Annotated in this window: 13 protein-coding genes; 5 read left to right on the top strand and 8 right to left on the bottom strand. The window is 51.2% G+C overall.

Annotation, left to right across the window (positions count from 1 at the left end; genetic code table 11):
* Positions 1 to 4: 4 nt before the first annotated feature.
* Positions 5 to 1522 carry a CYTH and CHAD domain-containing protein gene (locus DYA43_RS01670; RefSeq protein ID WP_020332184.1) on the bottom strand — a complete coding sequence of 506 codons (1518 nt, stop codon included), beginning with the start codon at positions 1520 to 1522 and terminating at the stop codon, positions 5 to 7.
* A gap of 205 nt (positions 1523 to 1727) precedes the next feature.
* Between DYA43_RS01670 and DYA43_RS01665 the strand changes: the two genes are divergently transcribed.
* The 3 genes from DYA43_RS01665 (at position 1728) to DYA43_RS01655 (ending at position 4592) form a co-directional block, all read left to right on the top strand.
* Complete coding sequence (locus DYA43_RS01665; protein ID WP_020332183.1) at positions 1728 to 2408, top strand: TIGR00153 family protein; 681 nt, start codon at positions 1728 to 1730, stop codon at positions 2406 to 2408.
* 148 nt (positions 2409 to 2556) lie between these two features.
* Complete coding sequence (locus DYA43_RS01660) at positions 2557 to 3816, top strand: inorganic phosphate transporter (RefSeq protein WP_020332182.1); 1260 nt, start codon at positions 2557 to 2559, stop codon at positions 3814 to 3816.
* A gap of 167 nt (positions 3817 to 3983) precedes the next feature.
* A complete protein-coding gene (locus DYA43_RS01655; protein ID WP_020432350.1) occupies positions 3984 to 4592 on the top strand; it encodes a TIGR04211 family SH3 domain-containing protein in 609 nt (202 codons plus the stop codon).
* Positions 4593 to 4635: 43 nt separating this feature from the next.
* Here DYA43_RS01655 and DYA43_RS01650 read toward each other — a convergent pair whose 3' ends face one another.
* Positions 4636 to 5460 carry a general secretion pathway protein GspB gene (locus tag DYA43_RS01650; protein WP_061056137.1) on the bottom strand — a complete coding sequence of 275 codons (825 nt, stop codon included), beginning with the start codon at positions 5458 to 5460 and terminating at the stop codon, positions 4636 to 4638.
* The gene (locus DYA43_RS01645; RefSeq protein ID WP_061056136.1) at positions 5460 to 7052 is read right to left on the bottom strand and encodes an ExeA family protein; all 1593 of its coding nucleotides are present in this window, start codon (positions 7050 to 7052) and stop codon (positions 5460 to 5462) included. Before DYA43_RS01645 ends, DYA43_RS01650 begins: the two co-directional genes overlap by 1 nt.
* A gap of 89 nt (positions 7053 to 7141) precedes the next feature.
* On the opposite strand from DYA43_RS01645, the gene DYA43_RS01640 reads away from it, so the two are divergent.
* Positions 7142 to 8356 carry a multifunctional CCA addition/repair protein gene (locus DYA43_RS01640; protein WP_061057180.1) on the top strand — a complete coding sequence of 405 codons (1215 nt, stop codon included), beginning with the start codon at positions 7142 to 7144 and terminating at the stop codon, positions 8354 to 8356.
* Positions 8357 to 8456: 100 nt separating this feature from the next.
* On the opposite strand, the gene eno is transcribed toward DYA43_RS01640, so the two are convergent.
* From eno to rlmD, 5 genes are all read right to left on the bottom strand, one after another.
* Positions 8457 to 9758 (bottom strand): phosphopyruvate hydratase, encoded by a 1302-nt coding sequence (gene eno / locus DYA43_RS01635; protein WP_020332173.1) that lies wholly within the window; start codon positions 9756 to 9758, stop codon positions 8457 to 8459.
* 77 nt (positions 9759 to 9835) lie between these two features.
* Positions 9836 to 11473, bottom strand: a complete 1638-nt coding sequence (pyrG, locus tag DYA43_RS01630) for a CTP synthase (RefSeq protein WP_020332172.1) — start codon at positions 11471 to 11473, stop codon at positions 9836 to 9838.
* A 205-nt stretch (positions 11474 to 11678) separates the two neighbouring features.
* Positions 11679 to 12476, bottom strand: a complete 798-nt coding sequence (gene mazG / locus DYA43_RS01625) for a nucleoside triphosphate pyrophosphohydrolase (protein WP_055452846.1) — start codon at positions 12474 to 12476, stop codon at positions 11679 to 11681.
* Positions 12477 to 12555: 79 nt separating this feature from the next.
* A complete protein-coding gene (relA, locus tag DYA43_RS01620; RefSeq protein WP_024373468.1) occupies positions 12556 to 14781 on the bottom strand; it encodes a GTP diphosphokinase in 2226 nt (741 codons plus the stop codon).
* 64 nt (positions 14782 to 14845) lie between these two features.
* The gene (gene rlmD / locus DYA43_RS01615; protein WP_061056135.1) at positions 14846 to 16168 is read right to left on the bottom strand and encodes a 23S rRNA (uracil(1939)-C(5))-methyltransferase RlmD; all 1323 of its coding nucleotides are present in this window, start codon (positions 16166 to 16168) and stop codon (positions 14846 to 14848) included.
* A 173-nt stretch (positions 16169 to 16341) separates the two neighbouring features.
* On the opposite strand from rlmD, the gene barA reads away from it, so the two are divergent.
* Positions 16342 to 19143: a two-component sensor histidine kinase BarA gene (gene barA, locus DYA43_RS01610; RefSeq protein WP_061056134.1), complete on the top strand. Its 2802-nt coding sequence runs from the start codon at positions 16342 to 16344 to the stop codon at positions 19141 to 19143.
* Positions 19144 to 19209 lie beyond the last annotated feature (66 nt).

Genomic DNA, 19209 nt, shown 5'->3' with positions numbered 1-19209 from the left:
CAGATTATTCTCGCCAGTAAGGCGGCGTTTCAATCCCGATGATACGGGTCTGTTCCATCGCGTGCAGAATTGAGTTTTCCTGACGAATCAGCCAGCGCTTTAACTGCTCCTGCTCTTCGCCTTGCAAACACTCGACCATCGCTTCAACGGGTTTTAGCGTCAGCAAATCATCAATACCATGCAACAGATCGGCCCACGGCATACGGAATGCCTGACGCTCTTCCGCATCGTACAGGCTCGCAAAGCTGATACCAGTATAAAGGCTGCGCATCAGGCGGTACTGTTGGTCAATGTATTCCTGACTGGTGAGCTGACGCTCCGGTGGAAACACTTCCAATAGCTCCGTCCACGTGCGTTCAAGTTGCTTAACGGAGAAATGATGGATATTCAGCGCCATCTTCTCACGCGCTTTTTCATCCAGGAACGGCTGCCAGCCTCGGGTCAGAATCCAGCGGCTCAAATCGAGCAACAGGCCGGTATAACGAGCCGAGTTGAGTAGCTTCAGGATTTCATCACGTTGTGGCAAATCATCCTGCAGCTGTTTCAGTTCGCTGATCAGAAACTTGCGCGCATCCAGCTTACGCAGTGCATAACCTTTGTCTTCCAGCAACTCGCTTAAGTAATCATACTGCTTGAGCCAGGTCAGTTCACCTTCAAGCCATTTCAGCTCCTGGCGCAGAATCGCACTGGCACGGCGTGGCACCACACCACCATACACTGCCAGCACCTGACGAATAAAGCTGATGGCATGACTGATTTCATGCAGCGCAGGGATGGAATCGCGTTCGGTGTAAATTTGCTCGTGGTAATGCCAATGTGACAAGGCATGTTCCAGCGAGTTAATAAAGCAGGATTCAACGCTGTCGTGTTTTTGGGTGTTAACCAGCGCCAAAGGCTTCACTTCATCGCCTAGATAGTCCGCGGCGAGGCGATAACCGCGCGCCGCTTTGCTCAGGTTACCCAGTCGCATTCCGCCCTGCTCACACAGTTGACGGGCAAGGGTAAACAGCGCGTCGGTCTGACCGGATTTCAGTTCCAGTTCCACTTCACAGATCGGGTCTTCACGGTCGCCCGCGATGACAAGTCCCTGGTCGAACGCCACTTCAACCTGGCTACCATCTGGCATGCCAATCAGCCATTGCTCACGGTTAAAATTGGTAGAGAACAGAGCAACCAGCTCAGATTGCAGCGTCGCGATATCACGCTCTGCAGGCCAGATGTCTGCCGGATGGAGAGATAAATCCGGATCATTGCAATTGTGTTCTGCATTGTACTCTGGCCTTTGGTGTAGCCCTGCGACTACCCGGCCTGCTGTTTTCACAGTCTGTACATAAACGTCATCAAAACGGCGGATACGAAGTCCAATATCATGTTGTCGTAACCAGTTATCGGGAGAGTCAAAATATGTGTTCCCTAACTCACGACAACTATGCTGAAGTACTTTGGTTTCAGAAATTTTTTTCAGTAAAACCTCTGAAAATTCAGGAGAAACAAAAAACTTCAGTTCTATCTCGGTTTCCATAGTTATACCTTTCGAAGCAGATAGCGACAGGATATTGCCTAATAGGCACCGGGGCAAGAAAGAAATATCGCCCGATTGATGATCTAAAACAGTTTAAATGCGCCAATGAATGGGTTAACATGCGCGCCTTTATAGCCAACGCTCAACATTTCGCCATACAATGGTGTATGTTCTTTTTAGGTTATAGCTATTAGGTTGAATGACCATGCCAGTAAATACAATCATGGGGTTATTTGCAAAGTCCCCTATTAAGCCTTTGCAACGACACGTTGTGTGTGTGAATGAATGTTGTTCCCACCTGGTTAACTTCTTTGAAGTGTGTGCCAAAGGTGATTGGGAAAAAGCAGCAGAAATTCGCGCGCAGATCTCTCATCTTGAGAAAGAAGCGGATGTATTAAAGCGTGAAATTCGTCTTAAACTTCCTCGCGGTCTGTTTTTGCCAGTTGATCGTACCGACATGCTGGAGCTTCTCACTCAACAAGATAAACTTGCCAACCTTGCGAAAGACATCGCAGGCCGTGTTTACGGTCGTCAACTCGTTATTCCTGAGCCTCTTCAAGAAAACTTCCTTGCTTACGTAAAGCGTTGCCTAGATGCAGCCAACCAAGCACAGAAAGTCATCAATGAGCTCGATGAGTTATTGGAAACTGGATTTAAAGGCCGTGAAGTAACACTTGTGGCTGAAATGATCCATCAACTGGATGTGATTGAAGATGACACCGATGCCATGCAGATTCGCCTGCGCCAACAACTGATGGCGATTGAATCTACCATGAACCCTATCGATGTGATGTTCTTGTACAAAATTTTTGAGTGGATTGGTGGCATTGCCGACCAGGCTCAGCGCGTTGGCGCTCGTCTGGAAGTCATGTTGTCTCGTTCATAAATCATAAAGTTAACCAAATAACTAAGAGCACAATTTCGAAAGACCACAGTTTAGGCGTTGAATATGTTACCTCGCTGATGGTCTTTACTCGTGTCAAAAAACCACGATTCGAATGCGCTCCGCTTGTTATAAACAACTAGGTATTACGATGGATATCCTTGCGAACTACGGCACTATCCTGATTATTGTTGCTGCGCTCTTCGGTTTTCTAATGGCAATTGGTATTGGCGCGAACGACGTGGCCAATGCAATGGGCACCTCCGTAGGGTCAAAAGCACTAACCGTGAAACAAGCGATCATCATCGCGATGATTTTTGAATTTGCGGGCGCCTATCTGGCGGGCGGTGAAGTAACCGAAACAATCCGTAACGGTGTTATCGAAACATCTCTTTTTGCCAATCAACCAGATGTTCTGGTTTACGGCATGATGTCAGCACTGCTGGCAGCCGGCACCTGGCTTCTACTGGCCTCCTACATGGGCTGGCCTGTCTCAACAACCCACTCTATTATCGGTGCTATCATCGGTTTTGCCTGTGTTTCCGTGGGTACCGAAGCGGTGGACTGGAGCTCAGTTCAGGGTATCGTAGGCAGTTGGATCGTCACTCCAGTGATTTCCGGCGTCTTCGCCTACATCATCTTCGTCAGCGCGCAGCGCCTGATTTTTGATACCGAAGATCCTCTTATTAACGCCAAGCGATTTGTTCCGGTGTACATGTTCATCACCACCATGGTGATCGCTCTGGTAACCATCAAAAAAGGTCTGAAACACGTAGGCCTGCACCTGACCAGCTCAGAAGCTTGGATCTGTGCAGCAATTGTTTCTGCAATCGTGATGGTAGGTGGTTACATCTACATTCAGAAGAAATTCGCGAACCGCGATGAAGACCACAGCTTTGCCGGTGTGGAAAGCATCTTCAGCATTCTGATGGTTATCACAGCGTGTGCAATGGCATTTGCCCACGGCTCAAACGACGTCGCAAACGCGATCGGCCCTCTGTCTGCCGTGGTATCAACCGTTGAAAACCTGGGTGAAATTGCAGCGAAGAGCTCTATCGCTTGGTGGATTCTGCCACTGGGTGGTTTCGGTATCGTCGTGGGTCTGGCAACGATGGGCCACAAAGTTATGGCAACGGTCGGTACCGGTATCACCGAACTGACTCCGAGCCGTGGTTTTGCCGCGCAGCTGGCAACAGCATCAACAGTAGTACTGGCATCAGGTACTGGTCTGCCAATCTCGACCACTCAGACTCTGGTCGGTGCGGTACTGGGCGTAGGTTTTGCTCGTGGTATTGCAGCACTGAACCTTGGCGTAGTACGTAACATCGTGGCTTCATGGATTGTTACCCTGCCTGCAGGTGCGCTTCTGGCCGTGGTATTCTATTATGCAATTCAAGGCATTTTCGCCTAAGTAGCCACGTCAGTACTGTGTAAGCGCTTTGTCATTATTGACTCAAACGCACAGAAAGGGAGGCTTTGCCTCCCTTCTTTGTTGCACCGCATGTGGAAAGTTCTTACTATTTGGCAATCAAACACTATGGCTTTTCATGCCAAACTCGTCATAACAAGGGATTAACCGTGAAAAAACTGATCTGCATGGTGCTTTTCTCCATGTTGGCTGCACCAACGTTTGCACAAGACCGCTATATCGCGGACAAATTGTTTACTTACATGCACTCAGGTCCAAGCAATCAATATCGCATTATCGGCAGTATTGATGCGGGTGAGAAAGTGAAACTTATCAACACGAATAAAGACACGGACTACACCCAAATCGTCGACGAACGTGGCCGTACCGGCTGGGTAGAAAGTCGATTTGTGACTCGCGATGTGAGCATGGCCGTGCGCCTGCCTCAACTGGAAAAAGAGCTGGCGGATGTGAAAAGCAAGCTGGCCAATGCACGTCAAAGCGCGGACAGCGAAAAAGCAGGCTTAGTGGACTCTCTGGAAGTACGCAACAAACAGATTGCCGAACTGGAAAAGAATTACAGCGACATCAGCAAGCAGCTGACTGCTTCACAAAGCGAAGTACGTGAACTGCGTGCCAAGCTGGACACACAAAAAGAAGATCTGCTGCTGAAGTACTTCATGTACGGCGGCGGTGTTGCCGGTGGTGGCCTGCTGTTAGGCTTAGTACTGCCGCACATTATCCCTCGCCGTAAACGCAACCCTGCTGGCTGGGCATAATCCTGATTGAAGAAAAACGGTCACTCAATAGTGACCGTTTTTTTTATCCCCGCCAATCATACAGTGCCGGTATTTCTATCTGCTTATTGCGAAAACGCACAATCGTACTTTGTGGCTTAATCGCCACCAGCTGCACATTATCAAAAATGTTGTCGCCTTCATGATATTCCACGCCGTTGACTTTAATCCAGCGCTTGACCGCATTACTGGCGTAGACATGCGTCTGAAAGTTCATCGCCGGCAGCGCGCCACTAAACTCATCACTGTGTTGTAACAGCGGCACGGCCTGAGATGCCTGCGAATCTGTCTGATTGCGTTGTTCGCTATCATCCGCTTTGAGAATCGATTCGACTCTGGCGGCCATTTCTGGAGACAACTGACTGAGATCCAGCTCGCTCAGTGCCATCTGGCTCTGTTTATCCACCTGAGTTTGCGGTTTCGATGGAGACGTTGCCGTCACGACAGTAGCAGCAGACCTCACAGGTTGAGCCGATGCTGCAACAGGCTCCTCTTCCGGCTCTGCAACCGACACCTCGGCGAACTCATTGAACACGGGGACATCCACATCCGTGCGGATCAGCGGGCCGAAGTTGGGGTAATCCAATTGTTCAAACGGCGCCGCCACCTGATTGACCGCAGGCGACGCAGTGACCTGCTCAGCAATCGCGAGCTGCTGACGCTGGAATCCCTGATAACCGATGACTGCCGCTGTGGCCAAGCCCGGCAGCGTGAGCCATAACGCGTGATACCAGCGAAAACCTGCTGACTGAGCACTAGCCTGCGCGCTGTGTGGGGTAGGCATCACATGCCCGGTGTATTGCTGATGACTGAGTTCAGAACGTTGCAACGCTTTCATCACCTGCGACATCACTGCACCTCCGTCAGGCGTGGTCCGCTCTGCTGAGTCAGCAAATCTAACTGGCGCAGTGTCTGGCGTCCGGCAATGCCGTCCACCTGCATATTCTGCCAACGTTGGAATACTTCCACCTTACGTTTAACCTCTTTGTCATACACCGTGACATGGCGTTCAGGTTCGCCCAACAAGCGAGACAGTTTGTTATCCAGCAGCGTGATATCTTCACCGCGCATGCCAGCACGCAGGGTCTGATAGAACGATGGTTGCCATACTACCCGATACTCCCCCTGCCACAGAGGTTCAATCCACTCGCGACCGATACGTACCCGTTTATCGTTGATCAGCAGTTCTACCTCATCACCTTGCAAATGATAGAGCACCGCATAGGTTCTCAGCCCTCGCAGGTTGAGGGTTAACATCACCGGCAGATTCAGCTTTTTCAGATCCTGCCAGCTCCCCATATTTTGCTCGCACTCCAATTGTGATGACGCAGAGCGCTGACAGAAGCTTTCAATCACCGAGGCATCATAACCCCACACCGCATACAGCGCCTTCATTGCCAGCTCACGGTCGGTCGCACCTTTGAGCTGGTCTTCCACTGTCGTCGGGAACACCGTCTGCTCCGCGGCTTCCACAGGCGCAGGCAATGGCCACTGTTGCTGAATTTGTTGATTGAGATAAGGTGGCAACCAATATGCGATGGCCGCAGCCGAACCAATCCCGATGAGCGCAGACATCACTCCGACAAGCGGAAAACGTCGAGGCCTTTCCTGCACCTGAGGCTGATAAACCGTCGACTGAAAACTCATGATTTGTGTGCATGCCTGCTTCACTCGTTCAAGGCTGATGGCTCGTTCTCCGGCCTGATACGCCCCTTTCAGCGCGGCATCACACGCCAGATTGATCAAACGTGGAATTCCATGCGTCTGCTGCGCAATCCATTTGGCACTGCGAGCCGAAAACAGATTACCGTCGCCCCCGGCCTGTTGCAGACGAAAACGAATGTAGTGCGCGGTTTCGCTGACATCGAGCGGTAGCAAGTGGTAACGTCCGGTGATTCGCTGTGCCAGCTGTCGCAATTGCGGCAATTGCAGTTTGTACTGCAGCTCGGGCTGGCCAATCAAGAGCACTTTAAGCAGCTTGCGGCTTTCTGTTTCCAGATTGGTTAATAAACGCAGTTGCTCCAGTACATCCGGCGCCAGATGCTGGGCTTCATCAATCACCAGCAACACCTGAATTCCGTTGGCGTACTCATTGAGCAGAAACTGGTACAACACCTGACTCAGCTGCTTGAGCGTCGCCTGCTGCGGGTATTTGATGGCGAACTCATCACAGATCGCTTCCAGCAGCTCACGCTCTGAAAAGGTCGGGTTGAGAATGAAACCCGCACGGGTATGTGGCGGAAGTCCGGACAGAATCGCCTTGGCGACCGTGGTTTTTCCGGTGCCCACTTCGCCAGTCAGCATCGCAAAACCACCGCCATCGCCCAGTCCGGCCTGAAGATGAGCCATCGCTTCTTTATGTCGTTGACTTAAATATAAATACCGAGAATTGGGCACAATCGAGAACGGATGTTCTATCAGGCCGAAAAATTCTGGATACATGCTCTCGTCTCTTTGAATGTTGTTAGGCGCAAAGTATCATTGTGACTATGATTATCCAACGCCATAAACGTAAATATTGAGGTTCGGTGGTGCAAATTTATCTCGTTGGCGGCGCAGTTCGCGATCAATTGCTTCAGCTTCCAGTATATGACAAAGATTGGGTGGTCGTTGGCAGCAGTCCGGAAGAGATGCTCAACGCTGGCTTTCAGGCTGTGGGCAAAGACTTTCCGGTGTTTCTGCATCCTAAGACCCGTGAAGAGCACGCTTTAGCTCGTACCGAGCGTAAAACAGGTTCCGGCTATACCGGCTTTGCCTGCCACTTCGCGCCGGATGTCACGCTGGAAGAGGATCTGCTGCGCCGCGATCTCACCATCAACGCCATGGCACAAACCAAAGACGGAACGCTGATCGACCCCTACGGCGGTCAGCGCGATTTGCAAGATCGCGTGCTGCGTCATGTCTCGGAAGCGTTTGTCGAAGACCCGCTGCGCGTACTGCGCGTCGCGCGCTTTGCCGCCAAACTCGCGCATCTCGGCTTTTCTGTCGCCGAAGAGACGCTGGCGCTGATGCAACACATCAGCGCATCGGGTGAACTGCAACATCTGACGCCGGAGCGCGTCTGGCAGGAGTGGCAAAAATCGCTGTCGACGCGAAGCCCACATATTTTTCTGCAAGTCCTGCGTGACTGCGGTGCATTGAAGATAGTACTGCCGGAACTCGACCGCTTGTTTGGCGTACCTCAGCCTGAGAAATGGCATCCGGAAATCGATACGGGCGTACACACGCTGATGGTGGCCGAACAAGCAGCGCTGCTGTCGGAATCACTCACTGTACGCTTTGCCGCGCAGGTGCACGATCTCGGCAAGGGCGTAACGCCTGAATCAGAGTGGCCGAGCCACAAGCTGCATTGTCATACCGGATTGAAGCTCATTGAGGCGCTGTGCGCACGTGTCAAAGTACCGAATGAGTTTCGCGATCTGGCGTTAGCGGTGTGCGCGCAACATTCCAATGTCCATCGCGCCGCCGAGCTCAAACCGGCAACCAAGCTGAAAGTGCTCAATCTACTGGATGTATGGCGTAAACCGCAGCGACTCGATGAAGTACTGCTGTGCTGCGAAGCGGACCATCGTGGACGTTTAGGCTTAGAACAGAACCCCTATCCACAACGGGATATTTTTCTGCGCGCCTACCGTGCCGCGCTCAAAGTGGATGTGCAGCAGGTGATCGCCGCAGGTTTTAGTGGCAAACAGATTCGCGACGAGCTGGATAAACGCCGGGTCCATGCCATTGAGAATGCGGGATGAAGCATTTGCGCTGGATGAATAATCAATATTGATAAACGTTTGAAAACAAAAAGCCCTGCAATGCAGGGCTTCTTTTTAAGCGTCAACGCTAAGCTTTAAATTAAGCTTGGCCTTTCACTTCTTTCAGACCGTTGAAAGGTGCACGTTCGCCCAGTGCTTCTTCGATACGGATCAGTTGGTTATACTTAGCAACACGGTCAGAACGGCTCATAGAACCAGTTTTGATTTGGCCTGCTGCAGTACCTACCGCTAGGTCAGCGATAGTTGCGTCTTCAGTTTCGCCTGAACGGTGAGAGATTACTGCAGTGTAACCTGCATCTTTAGCCATCTTGATTGCAGCTAGAGTCTCAGTCAGAGAACCGATTTGGTTGAACTTGATCAGGATAGAGTTAGCGATGCCTTTCTCGATACCTTCAGCAAGGATCTTAGTGTTAGTTACGAACAGATCGTCACCAACAAGTTGGATCTTGTTGCCAAGAAGTTGAGTTTGGTGTGCGAAACCAGTCCAGTCAGATTCGTCCAGACCGTCTTCGATAGAAACGATTGGGAATTTCTCAACTAGCTCTGCCAGGTAGTGGTTGAACTCTTCAGAAGTGAAAGTTTTACCTTCGCCTTTCATGTTGTAGATGCCAGCGTCTTTGTCGAAGAACTCAGATGCAGCACAGTCCATAGCAAGAGTTACGTCTTTACCCAGAACGTAACCAGCAGCCGCTACCGCTTCTGCGATTACTTCTAGTGCTTCTGCGTTAGATTTCAGGTTAGGAGCGAAACCACCTTCGTCACCAACTGCAGTGTTGTAACCTTTCGCTTTCAGAACTTTAGCCAGGTTGTGGAACACTTCAGAACCGATACGTACCGCTTCTTTCAGAGTTTTCGCGCCAACTGGTTGAATCATGAATTCTTGGATATCAACGTTGTTGTCTGCGTGCTCACCGCCGTTGATGATGTTCATCATAGGCAGAGGCATAGAGAATTGACCAGCAGTGCCGTTCAGTTCAGCGATGTGCTCGTACAGAGGCATGCCTTTAGAAGCTGCTGCTGCTTTAGCGTTCGCTAGAGAAACCGCTAGGATTGCGTTCGCACCGAAGTTAGATTTGTTTTCAGTGCCATCTAGGTCGATCATGATCTGGTCAACAGTTGCTTGATCTTTCGCGTCTTTGCCAGCTAGAGCGTCAGCGATTGGACCGTTAACAGCTGCGATAGCTTTCAGAACGCCTTTACCTAGGAAACGAGATTTGTCGCCATCACGCAGCTCAAGAGCTTCACGAGAACCCGTTGATGCACCCGATGGTGCAGCAGCCATACCTACGAAACCGCCTTCTAGGTGAACTTCAGCTTCAACAGTTGGGTTACCACGTGAGTCGATGATTTCACGACCTAGAACTTTAACGATCTTAGACATTAATGTTTCCTCTCATTGAATTTAAATGTCAAAACTAAAAGGGTAGCCGCACAACACAAGCCGCTACCCATATCCTTTTACTTCAATTCGCCGCGCTGGAACTGACCCGCAGCTTTCACAAAGCCTGCAAACAATGGGTGACCATCGCGAGGCGTTGATGTGAATTCTGGGTGGAACTGAGCTGCTACAAACCATGGGTGAGCAGGGTTCTCAATCACTTCTACCAGTTTCTTATCAGCAGACAAACCAGACACTTTCAGACCCGCTTTTTCAATTTGCGGACGCAGGTTGTTGTTCACTTCGTAACGGTGACGGTGACGCTCATGAATCGTTGCGCTACCGTACATATCGTAAGCTTTAGAACCTTTCGCCAGGTGGCACAGTTGTGAACCCAGACGCATCGTACCACCCAGGTCTGACGTTTCAGTACGTTCTTCAACGTTACCTTCGCTGTCTACCCATTCTGTGATTAAGCCTACCACAGGGTATTTGGTGTCTTTGTTAAATTCTGTTGAATGCGCACCTTCCATACCCGCCACATTGCGCGCGTATTCGATCAGTGCTACCTGCATACCCAGACAGATACCCAGGTAAGGAATGTTGTTTTCACGTGCGTATTGCGCCGCACGAATCTTACCTTCGATACCACGATCGCCGAAGCCACCCGGTACCAGAATAGCGTCAAGACCTTCAAGGATTTCAACACCTTTAGTCTCAACATCTTGTGAATCAACGTACTTGATAGTCACGCTCAGACGATTTTTCAGCCCCGCGTGTTTCAGCGCTTCGTTCACTGATTTGTAAGCATCTGGCAGTTCAATGTACTTACCAACCATACCGATAGTCACTTCACCGGTTGGGTTCGCTTCTTCATAGATAACCTGTTCCCATTCAGACAGATCAGCTTCAGGCGCATTGATGCCAAAACGTGCACAGACAAGATCATCCAGACCCTGAGAACGGATCAGTTGTGGAATCTTGTAGATAGAGTCTACGTCTTTCATTGAGATAACGGCTTTTTCAGGCACGTTACAGAACAGCGCAATCTTCTTACGCTCGTTGGCCGGAATCATACGATCGCTACGACAAACCAGGATGTCTGGCTGAATACCGATAGACAGCAGTTCTTTAACCGAGTGCTGAGTTGGCTTCGTTTTCACTTCGCCTGCCGCTGCCAGGTAAGGAACCAGCGTCAGGTGCATGAACATCGCGTTTTCGCGGCCAACTTCGATCGCCAGCTGGCGAATTGCTTCCATGAAAGGTAGTGACTCGATGTCACCCACAGTACCGCCCACTTCTACGATAGCGATATCGTGGCCTTCAGAGCCAGCAATCACACGATCTTTGATCGCATTAGTAATATGAGGAATAACCTGAATGGTTGCACCCAGGTAGTCGCCACGGCGTTCTTTACGTAGAACGTCAGCGTAAACACGACCTGCGGTAAAGTTGTTGCGCTTGGTCATTTTGGTACGAATGAAACGCTCGTAGTGACCAAGGTCTAGGTCAGTTTCCGCGCCATCTTCCGTAACGAACACTTCACCGTGTTGAGTTGGGCTCATTGTGCCTGGGTCAACGTTGATGTAAGGGTCAAGCTTCATCATAGTCACTTTAAGACCACGAGCTTCTAGAATCGCTGCAAGGGATGCCGCTGCAATACCTTTACCTAGAGAGGATACAACCCCGCCAGTAACAAAAATATAATTTGTCGTCATGTTTAACCTGAAATTGGTTGAATGAGGGAAATGGATTTCTTCTGGACGGGACGAAACTATACCAGAACCCATTTATCGCCACAACGTGAAATCTATCACACTCAGTTTTTTATTTTTTGCTTCAAATCAAAGAGCATTAACGTGAAAAAGATCCGTCGTTATTATCTGAGTCAATTTTGACTCAACATAATTTGTCACATGTTGGTCATGCTTTTTCTTGCTGTTTGACCTTGTCCCACATCGCATCCAGCTCTTCAAGTGTGAATAAATTTAAGGACTTACCCTGATTTCGCACCTGAGCTTCGACCCCGTGAAAACGGCGGGTAAACTTCTGATTGGCTTTCATCAGCGCCACTTCCGGATCCTTGCCAAGATGACGAACCAAATTCACGGTAGCAAACAGCAGATCACCCAGTTCTTCTTCCACTTTCTGTTGATCGACGTCGACGTGCAGCACTTCCGCCATCACTTCATCGATTTCTTCGTGCACTTTATCGACCACCGGCCCGAGCGTTTTCCAGTCGAAGCCATATTTAGCGCACTTCTTCTGAATCTTGTTGGCGCGAGATAATGCCGGAAGCGATTGTGGTATAGAGTCTAGGATACTTTGTTCGCTTTTGCCTGCCTCGGCTTTTTCTTTGGCTTTCTCCGCTTCCCAGTTGGCATTCAACGCCGCTTCGTCCTCGAAACTGGCCTCGCCAAACACATGCGGATGACGGCGGGTCAGCTTATCATTCACCGACTCCACCACATCACGAAACTCAAACAGCCCCTGCTCTTTCGCCAGCTGGCTGTAGAAAATCACCTGAAACAGCAAATCGCCCAGCTCTTCCTGCAGATTCGGCCAGTCTTGATTGTGAATCGCATCCACCACTTCATAAGTTTCTTCAATTGTGTGCGGCACAATGGTGTCGAAGGTTTGCTGTTTATCCCAAGGGCAGCCCGTTTGCGGATCTCGCAGGCTGGCCATGATGTTTTCAAGCTGTTCGATTGGATGACTCATATGACTTACTTCCTTAAAACAAAAAGGCGAGCAGCATCACCACTCGCCTTAGATTATTTGGCGCTGAACCTCGCAGAGGTTAGCCGAGACGTTTCACCAGCATGACATCTTTGATCTGTTCAATACGTTTAGATACGCGCTCCAACACTTCAACGCTGTTCACTTCCAGCTCGAAGTCCATGATGATGATCTGGCGCTTGTAGTCGCTGCGACTCTTCATGGTGCTGACTTTTACTTTCTCGTTACTCAGCAGCGTCGTGATGTCTTTCAGCAGACCAACACGCTCCATCGCTTCAACGCGCAGGGTCAGATGATAACTGCCGACAAAACCACTGCCCCACACGGTATCAATGATACGCTCTGGCGCGTGATGGCTCAGCTCTTCAAGCTGTTCACAGTCGCTGCGATGGACAGAAATCCCACGCCCCTGCGTGATGTAACCTTTGATTTCATCGCCCGGTATCGGCTGACAGCAGCGTGCCAGATGAGTCATCAGGTTATCGACACCTTCCACCACCACCGCATCTTTATGCGGACGATGGTGCGCGCTTGCGGATTTGTTCTCTCCGACCTGAAGTTTTTCAAGCACCAGCTTGTCTTCTTCTTCGGCGGTCGGCTTGTTCACCAATGCATTGATATGGTTAACAATTTGGTTGATACGCAGGTCACCGCTGCCGACACCGACATACAGCTCATCTGCGGTATTGACGTTAAACCGCTTCAGCGCGTACGCTTCGGCATCTTTCAGCGTGGCACCAATTTTCACCAATTCGGCTTCAAGGATCTCACGCCCTGCTTCGAGGTTCTTCTCGCGGCTCTGCTTGCGGAACCAAGCGTTGATCTTGGCACGCGCACGACCCGAGTGCACAAAGCCAAGCGACGGGTTCAGCCAGTCACGCGATGGGTTGGGCTCTTTGGCGGTGATGATTTCCACCTGATCGCCCATGTGCAGTTTGTGCGTAAACGGCACGATACGTCCCGCCACTTTCGCACCGATACAACGATGGCCGACTTCAGAGTGAATGTGGTAAGCAAAATCCAGTGGTGTCGCGCCCATCGGCAGATCGACCACATCACCGCGCGGCGTAAATGCGTATACGCGATCATCAAACACCTGACTGCGCAGTTCATCCAGCATTTCGCCAGAATCGGACATCTCTTCCTGCCAATCGAGCAGTTTACGCAGCCAAGTGATCTTTTCATCGTAACCACTGCGGCCGCTGCTGGCGCCTTCTTTGTACTTCCAGTGCGCCGCTACGCCAAGTTCCGATTCTTCATGCATCTGCTTGGTACGAATCTGGATTTCGATCGTTTTGCCTTCCGGACCCAGAATCACCGTATGAATCGACTGGTAGCCGTTCGGTTTCGGGTTGGCGACGTAATCATCAAACTCGCTGGGCAGATGTTTGTATTTGGTGTGCACCACGCCCAGCGCGGCATAACAATCTTGCAGTTTGTCGGCAATGATACGTACCGCGCGCACGTCGAACAGCTCGTCAAACGCGAGGTTTTTCTTCTGCATCTTGCGCCAGATGCTGTAGATATGTTTCGGACGACCGCTCACTTCGGCGTTGATACTGCAGATTTTCATCTCGTTACGCAGATCATTGACGAAGTCGCGAATGTATTGCTCGCGCACGATACGGCGCTCAGACAGCTGTTTGGCGATCTGCTTGTAAGTGTCTGGCTGCTGATAGCGGAAGGCGTAATCTTCGATTTCCCACTTCAGCTGACCAATACCAAGACGGTTGGCCAGCGGCGCGTAGATATTGGCACACTCTTTCGCAGCCGAGCGACGGACGTCATCCGGCTGATCTTTCACTTCACGCAGATTACAGATACGTTCTGCCAGCTTGATGACCACGCAGCGGAAATCATCGACCATCGCGAGCAACATGCGGCGCACGTTATCGACCTGCGCCGAGGCTTCGCTGCCCTGCACGGTCACGTTGAGCTGACCAATCGCCGCCATCTCTTCGACGCCATGGATCAGCTTGATGATTTCTTTGCCGTAATCTTCTTCCAGCTCTTCGCGATCGACTAAGCCGCTGGTCGCGATCGGGAACAGCAACGCCGCCACCAGCGTCGGGCGGTCCATCGACAGCGTGATCAGGATTTCGATCATTTCACGACCGCGCCACAATAGTAGTGGCCCCTGAGCATTACCTTCCAGCAGATGTTCGCACTGGCGATACACCTCGGTCAGCCTCGCTGAGGTTTTCTGCTCCTGTTGCAAACTAGAAATCCATTTTTCTAGCTCAAACTGTTCGTCTGGATTTAAGTGTGCGCTACGTACCGCAACCATGGGATTATCCTAATTCTTATATTTTGTGGTATTCGACTCCCTTCCGCTCCCGGAAGTTCGACGCTTACCGATTTTTTACAAACAAAGCCATTGATTCCAGATGGCTGGTATGAGGGAACATATCAAGCATTCCCAATTTCACCAACTGGTATCCCTGACTCAGCAAGCTTTGACTGTCACGAGCAAGCGTAGCAGGATTACACGAGACGTAAACCACGCGTTTGGCACCCAATTCGGCCAACTGGTCAACGATACCTGCCGCTCCGGCTCGGGCCGGGTCGAGCAATACTTTATCAAATTTTTCGGCTGCCCACGCCTCACCTGTCATATCTTGTTCCAAATTAGCCTGATAAAACGAGACGTTATTGAGATTATTTAGTGCGGTGTTCGCTTTGGCACGCTCAACCATGTCGTCAATGCCTTCCACGCCGACGACTTGTTTCGCGATTTTCGCCAGCGGCAGACTGAAGTTACCCAAACCACAGAACAAATCTAACACACGCTCGTCAGGTGAAACCTCCAACCACTCCAGAGCCTGGGCGACCATCGCCTGATTGACCTGCTGATTCACCTGAATAAAGTTGCTCGGCAGAAACGGAATCGTCACGCCCGCTTCACCATAGACGGCGCCTTCACCGCGTATTAGCTCCAGCTTATCGCTGCTTGGCATCAGATACAGAGTGAGGTCATGCAGAGCGACAAATGCCTCCAAGGCGCTTTGGTCTTTGGCGGTCAGCGGCGCCAGATGACGCAGCACCAGCACGCGCGTGTTGTCGGCTTTGACCAACTCGACATGCCCCAACTGCTCCGGGTGAGCAAAGCCGCCCAGCAGCGTGTTCAGCTCCGGCAACAATTCATTTAACTTGGGTTCCAGCACCGCACAGTCGGTGACAGTGACAATGCTTTTGCTTTGCTTGCGGCGAAAACCGAACTGCAGTTGCTGCGTTTTTCTATCCCACATCAGGCTCAGACGTGCGCGGCGGCGATAACCTTTATCGCTCGCGATAACCGGCTCAGACAGCGCCAGTTGCTGACCGGCGAATTTCGTCATCAGTTGGCTGAGCGCCTGCTGCTTGTGTTCGATTTGTGCCGCGTGCTCTAGGTGCTGTAAGTCGCAGCCACCACACTCAGCATAATACGGACAAAAAGGCGTCACACGTTGCGCGCTCGGTTTCAGTACTTTAATCAGCTTGGCACGGGCAAACTTACTTTTGCTTTCGGTCAGTTGCATCAGTACATCTTCGCCGGGTAAGGCACCGTCAATGAACACCGGCTTACCTTCGTGGTAGGCGATACCCGCGCCCTGATGGTCGAGTTTCGTCACCGTGACGGACTGATGTTTCTGATTGATGGTGGTTTTCTTTTTCGGTTGGAAAAAACGTGCCATGCTCTGTGCCTAAATGTGATTTATATGATGGTTTTCGCCCCCGAATCACTATTCTGTCCGGGGAAGATTGTCGAAGTAACTGTACTTGAATTAAGCTAACCGCTTATTCGATACTCCGGCGAATCATTTTGTCGGTTATTTTCCCATATCCACACCACGATGTTTAGACAATAATGACCCGATATGGCTTACGTGCGCGCGTAATTACTCTGACTCTGGCTCCGACCCTGATTATCGGGCTGTTGCTCAGCGCCCTGTTTTCCTTCAACCGCTACCATGATCTGGAGACGCAAGTCCTCAATGCCGGCGCCAGTATCATTGAACCACTGGCGATTGCCAGTGAAGATGCGCTGAAAAATCAGAGCCGCGAATCGGTGCGCCGCATCATCAGTTACGCACACCGCAAGAATTCTAAATTTGTCCGCAGTATCGCGGTATTTGACGCGCGCCATGAGCTGTTCGTCACCTCCAACTTCCATCCCAATTTCGAAGCGCTGATGTATCCGAAGGACAAACCAATCCCGGTCCTCAGCAGCTCACAACTGGATGACAACACCCTGATCCTGCGCACACCAATCCTGGCTGAAAGCCGTTTGATCGAAGATAACCTTAATGCGCAATCCACCCCAGTGCTGGGTTACATCGCCATTGAACTGGATCTCTCGTCACTACGCCTGCAGCAATATCAGGAAATTTTCTCCGCCTGTCTGGTGCTGATCATGGGACTGCTGCTGTCCGGCGTATTTGCCTTCCGTCTGATGCACGACGTGACCCGCCCGATTACGCACATGAAAAATATGGTCGACCGCATTCGCCGCGGCCATCTTGATGTGCGTATCGAAGGCAAAATGCACGGCGAGCTCGATTCGCTGAAAAAAGGCATCAACGCAATGGCGGTCTCGCTGTCGGAATACCACGTAGAGATGCAGCACAGCATCGATCAGGCGACTTCGGATTTGCGCGAAACGCTGGAACAGTTGGAGATCCAGAACGTCGAGCTGGATATCGCGAAAAAACGCGCGCAGGAAGCAGCGCGGGTCAAATCGGAATTCCTCGCCAACATGTCGCACGAGCTGCGCACTCCGCTGAATGGTGTGATTGGCTTTACCCGTCAGATGCTGAAAACCCAGCTGACTAACAGTCAGGCCGATTACCTGCAAACAATTGAAAAGTCGGCCAACAACCTGCTAACCATCATCAATGACATTCTCGACTTCTCGAAACTGGAAGCGGGCAAACTGGCACTGGAAAACATTCCGTTTGAGTTCCAGGAAACGCTGGAAGAAGTGGTTAATCTGCAAGCCACCAGCGCGCATGAAAAAGGGCTGGAAATCACGCTCAAAGTGGATCCGAAGATCCCGGCTGGTCTGGTCGGCGACCCACTGCGTATTCAACAGGTACTGACCAACCTGGTCGGTAACTCCATCAAGTTTACCGAGCGTGGCAACATCGACATCAGTGTCGAAATGCGCTCGCAGCGCGATGATGTGGTGGAGCTGCAATTTATGGTGCGTGATACCGGGATTGGTATTTCCGAGCGTCAGCAAGCGCAGTTGTTCCAGGCCTTCAGTCAGGCCGACGCCAGCATTTCACGTCGCTACGGCGGCACCGGTTTGGGCTTGGTTATTACCCAGAAACTGGTCAGCCAGATGGGCGGCGAAATCAGCCTCACCAGCCGCCTGCACCAGGGTTCCACCTTCTGGTTCACTCTGCGTCTGCACATTACCGAAATGCCAATGAGCGACTGGCTGGATCCGCAAGTACTGAGCAACAAACAATTGCTGCTGGTTGAGCCGAACATGCAGGCGGCGTCGATAGTGCAGCAACTGCTGGTGCAAGCGGGCCTGACCGTGACCTATCGTTCAGCGATGCCGGAAGAATCGGATCATTTCGATTATGTGTTGCTGAATCTGGCGCCGAGCAAAGAAACCGATGTTGAACTGGTTGAGCAGTGGGTGCAGCGTGCGATTAGTATCACCTCGAATGTGATTGTCGGTACCCCGAGTACTGAACTGGCACTGGCCGACCTGCTGATGAAGCAGTATCCGGTGCAGTGTATTACCAAGCCGCTGTCGCGTAAGAAACTGCTGCAGACGCTGATCGCGCATCAACCCGCAGTGGTGGAAGCGCCGCCGCAGGAACTGCCCGTCAAGCAAGACAAGATGCCACTCACCGTAATGGCAGTCGATGACAACCCGGCTAACCTGAAGCTGATCACTGCACTACTGCAAGAACGCGTGGATGCCGTAGTCTCCTGCACCAACGGTCAGGATGCGATTGAGCAAGCTCGCCAGCGTCACTTCGACATCGTTCTGATGGACATTCAGATGCCACACATGGACGGCGTGACGGCGTGTAAAGAGATTAAGCAACTGGAACTCAATCAGAATACGCCCGTGATTGCCGTCACCGCGCATGCGATGTCCGGCGAACGCGATCGCCTGCTTAAGGCAGGCATGGACGACTACCTGACCAAACCGATTGAAGAGCATATTCTGCAACAGGTACTGGTGCACTGGAGTCCGGAATCACTGCAGCATGACGTAAACAAGATAGAGTTGCCCGAGCCGATTGAGTTCGATGCCAACGCCATTAGCAGCGATGAGCCGGAACACAGCAACATCATCGTCGACTGGCAGGCAGCGCTCAAACAAGCGGCCAATAAGGAAGACTTGGCGCGTGAAATGCTCAGGATGCTGGTCGAGTCGATTCCGGAAGTGAATCAGGTAGTCGAAATGGCTCTGGAAGATGATGAATACTTGATTGCCGATCTGCTCCATCACGTACACAAACTGCACGGTAGTTGCTCCTACAGCGGCGTACCACGCTTGAAGAAAGTGTGTGCCACGCTGGAGCAAACGCTGCGTTCGGGCGCCAGCATCAGCGATGTCGAGCCAGAACTGTTTGAACTGCAGGATGAGATGGAAAAGGTCATTGCCACCGCGCAACCGTACTTAACCGAACAGCCCGAGTAGAGGGCTGCTACCGCCAACAAAAAAAGAGGTGTTGAGCACCTCTTTTTTTATTGAGATATCGTTCTG

This window comes from Vibrio fluvialis, assembly GCF_900460245.1.
Taxonomy (GTDB): domain Bacteria; phylum Pseudomonadota; class Gammaproteobacteria; order Enterobacterales; family Vibrionaceae; genus Vibrio; species Vibrio fluvialis.
Note: the sequence above shows the minus strand (reverse complement) of the source record. Positions and strands in the feature narration are given on the sequence as shown.

Bases quoted from the DNA above. Each gene is read 5' to 3' on its own strand.
- DYA43_RS01670 (WP_020332184.1), bottom strand. From the start codon at position 1,522: ATGGAAACCGAGATAGAACTGAAGTTTTTTGTTTCTCCTGAATTTTCA.
- DYA43_RS01665 (WP_020332183.1), top strand. From the start codon at position 1,728: ATGCCAGTAAATACAATCATGGGGTTATTTGCAAAGTCCCCTATTAAG.
- DYA43_RS01660 (WP_020332182.1), top strand. From the start codon at position 2,557: ATGGATATCCTTGCGAACTACGGCACTATCCTGATTATTGTTGCTGCG.
- DYA43_RS01650 (WP_061056137.1), bottom strand. From the start codon at position 5,460: ATGTCGCAGGTGATGAAAGCGTTGCAACGTTCTGAACTCAGTCATCAG.
- DYA43_RS01645 (WP_061056136.1), bottom strand. From the start codon at position 7,052: ATGTATCCAGAATTTTTCGGCCTGATAGAACATCCGTTCTCGATTGTG.
- eno (WP_020332173.1), bottom strand. From the start codon at position 9,758: ATGTCTAAGATCGTTAAAGTTCTAGGTCGTGAAATCATCGACTCACGT.
- pyrG (WP_020332172.1), bottom strand. From the start codon at position 11,473: ATGACGACAAATTATATTTTTGTTACTGGCGGGGTTGTATCCTCTCTA.
- mazG (WP_055452846.1), bottom strand. From the start codon at position 12,476: ATGAGTCATCCAATCGAACAGCTTGAAAACATCATGGCCAGCCTGCGA.
- relA (WP_024373468.1), bottom strand. From the start codon at position 14,781: ATGGTTGCGGTACGTAGCGCACACTTAAATCCAGACGAACAGTTTGAG.
- rlmD (WP_061056135.1), bottom strand. From the start codon at position 16,168: ATGGCACGTTTTTTCCAACCGAAAAAGAAAACCACCATCAATCAGAAA.
- barA (WP_061056134.1), top strand. From the start codon at position 16,342: ATGACCCGATATGGCTTACGTGCGCGCGTAATTACTCTGACTCTGGCT.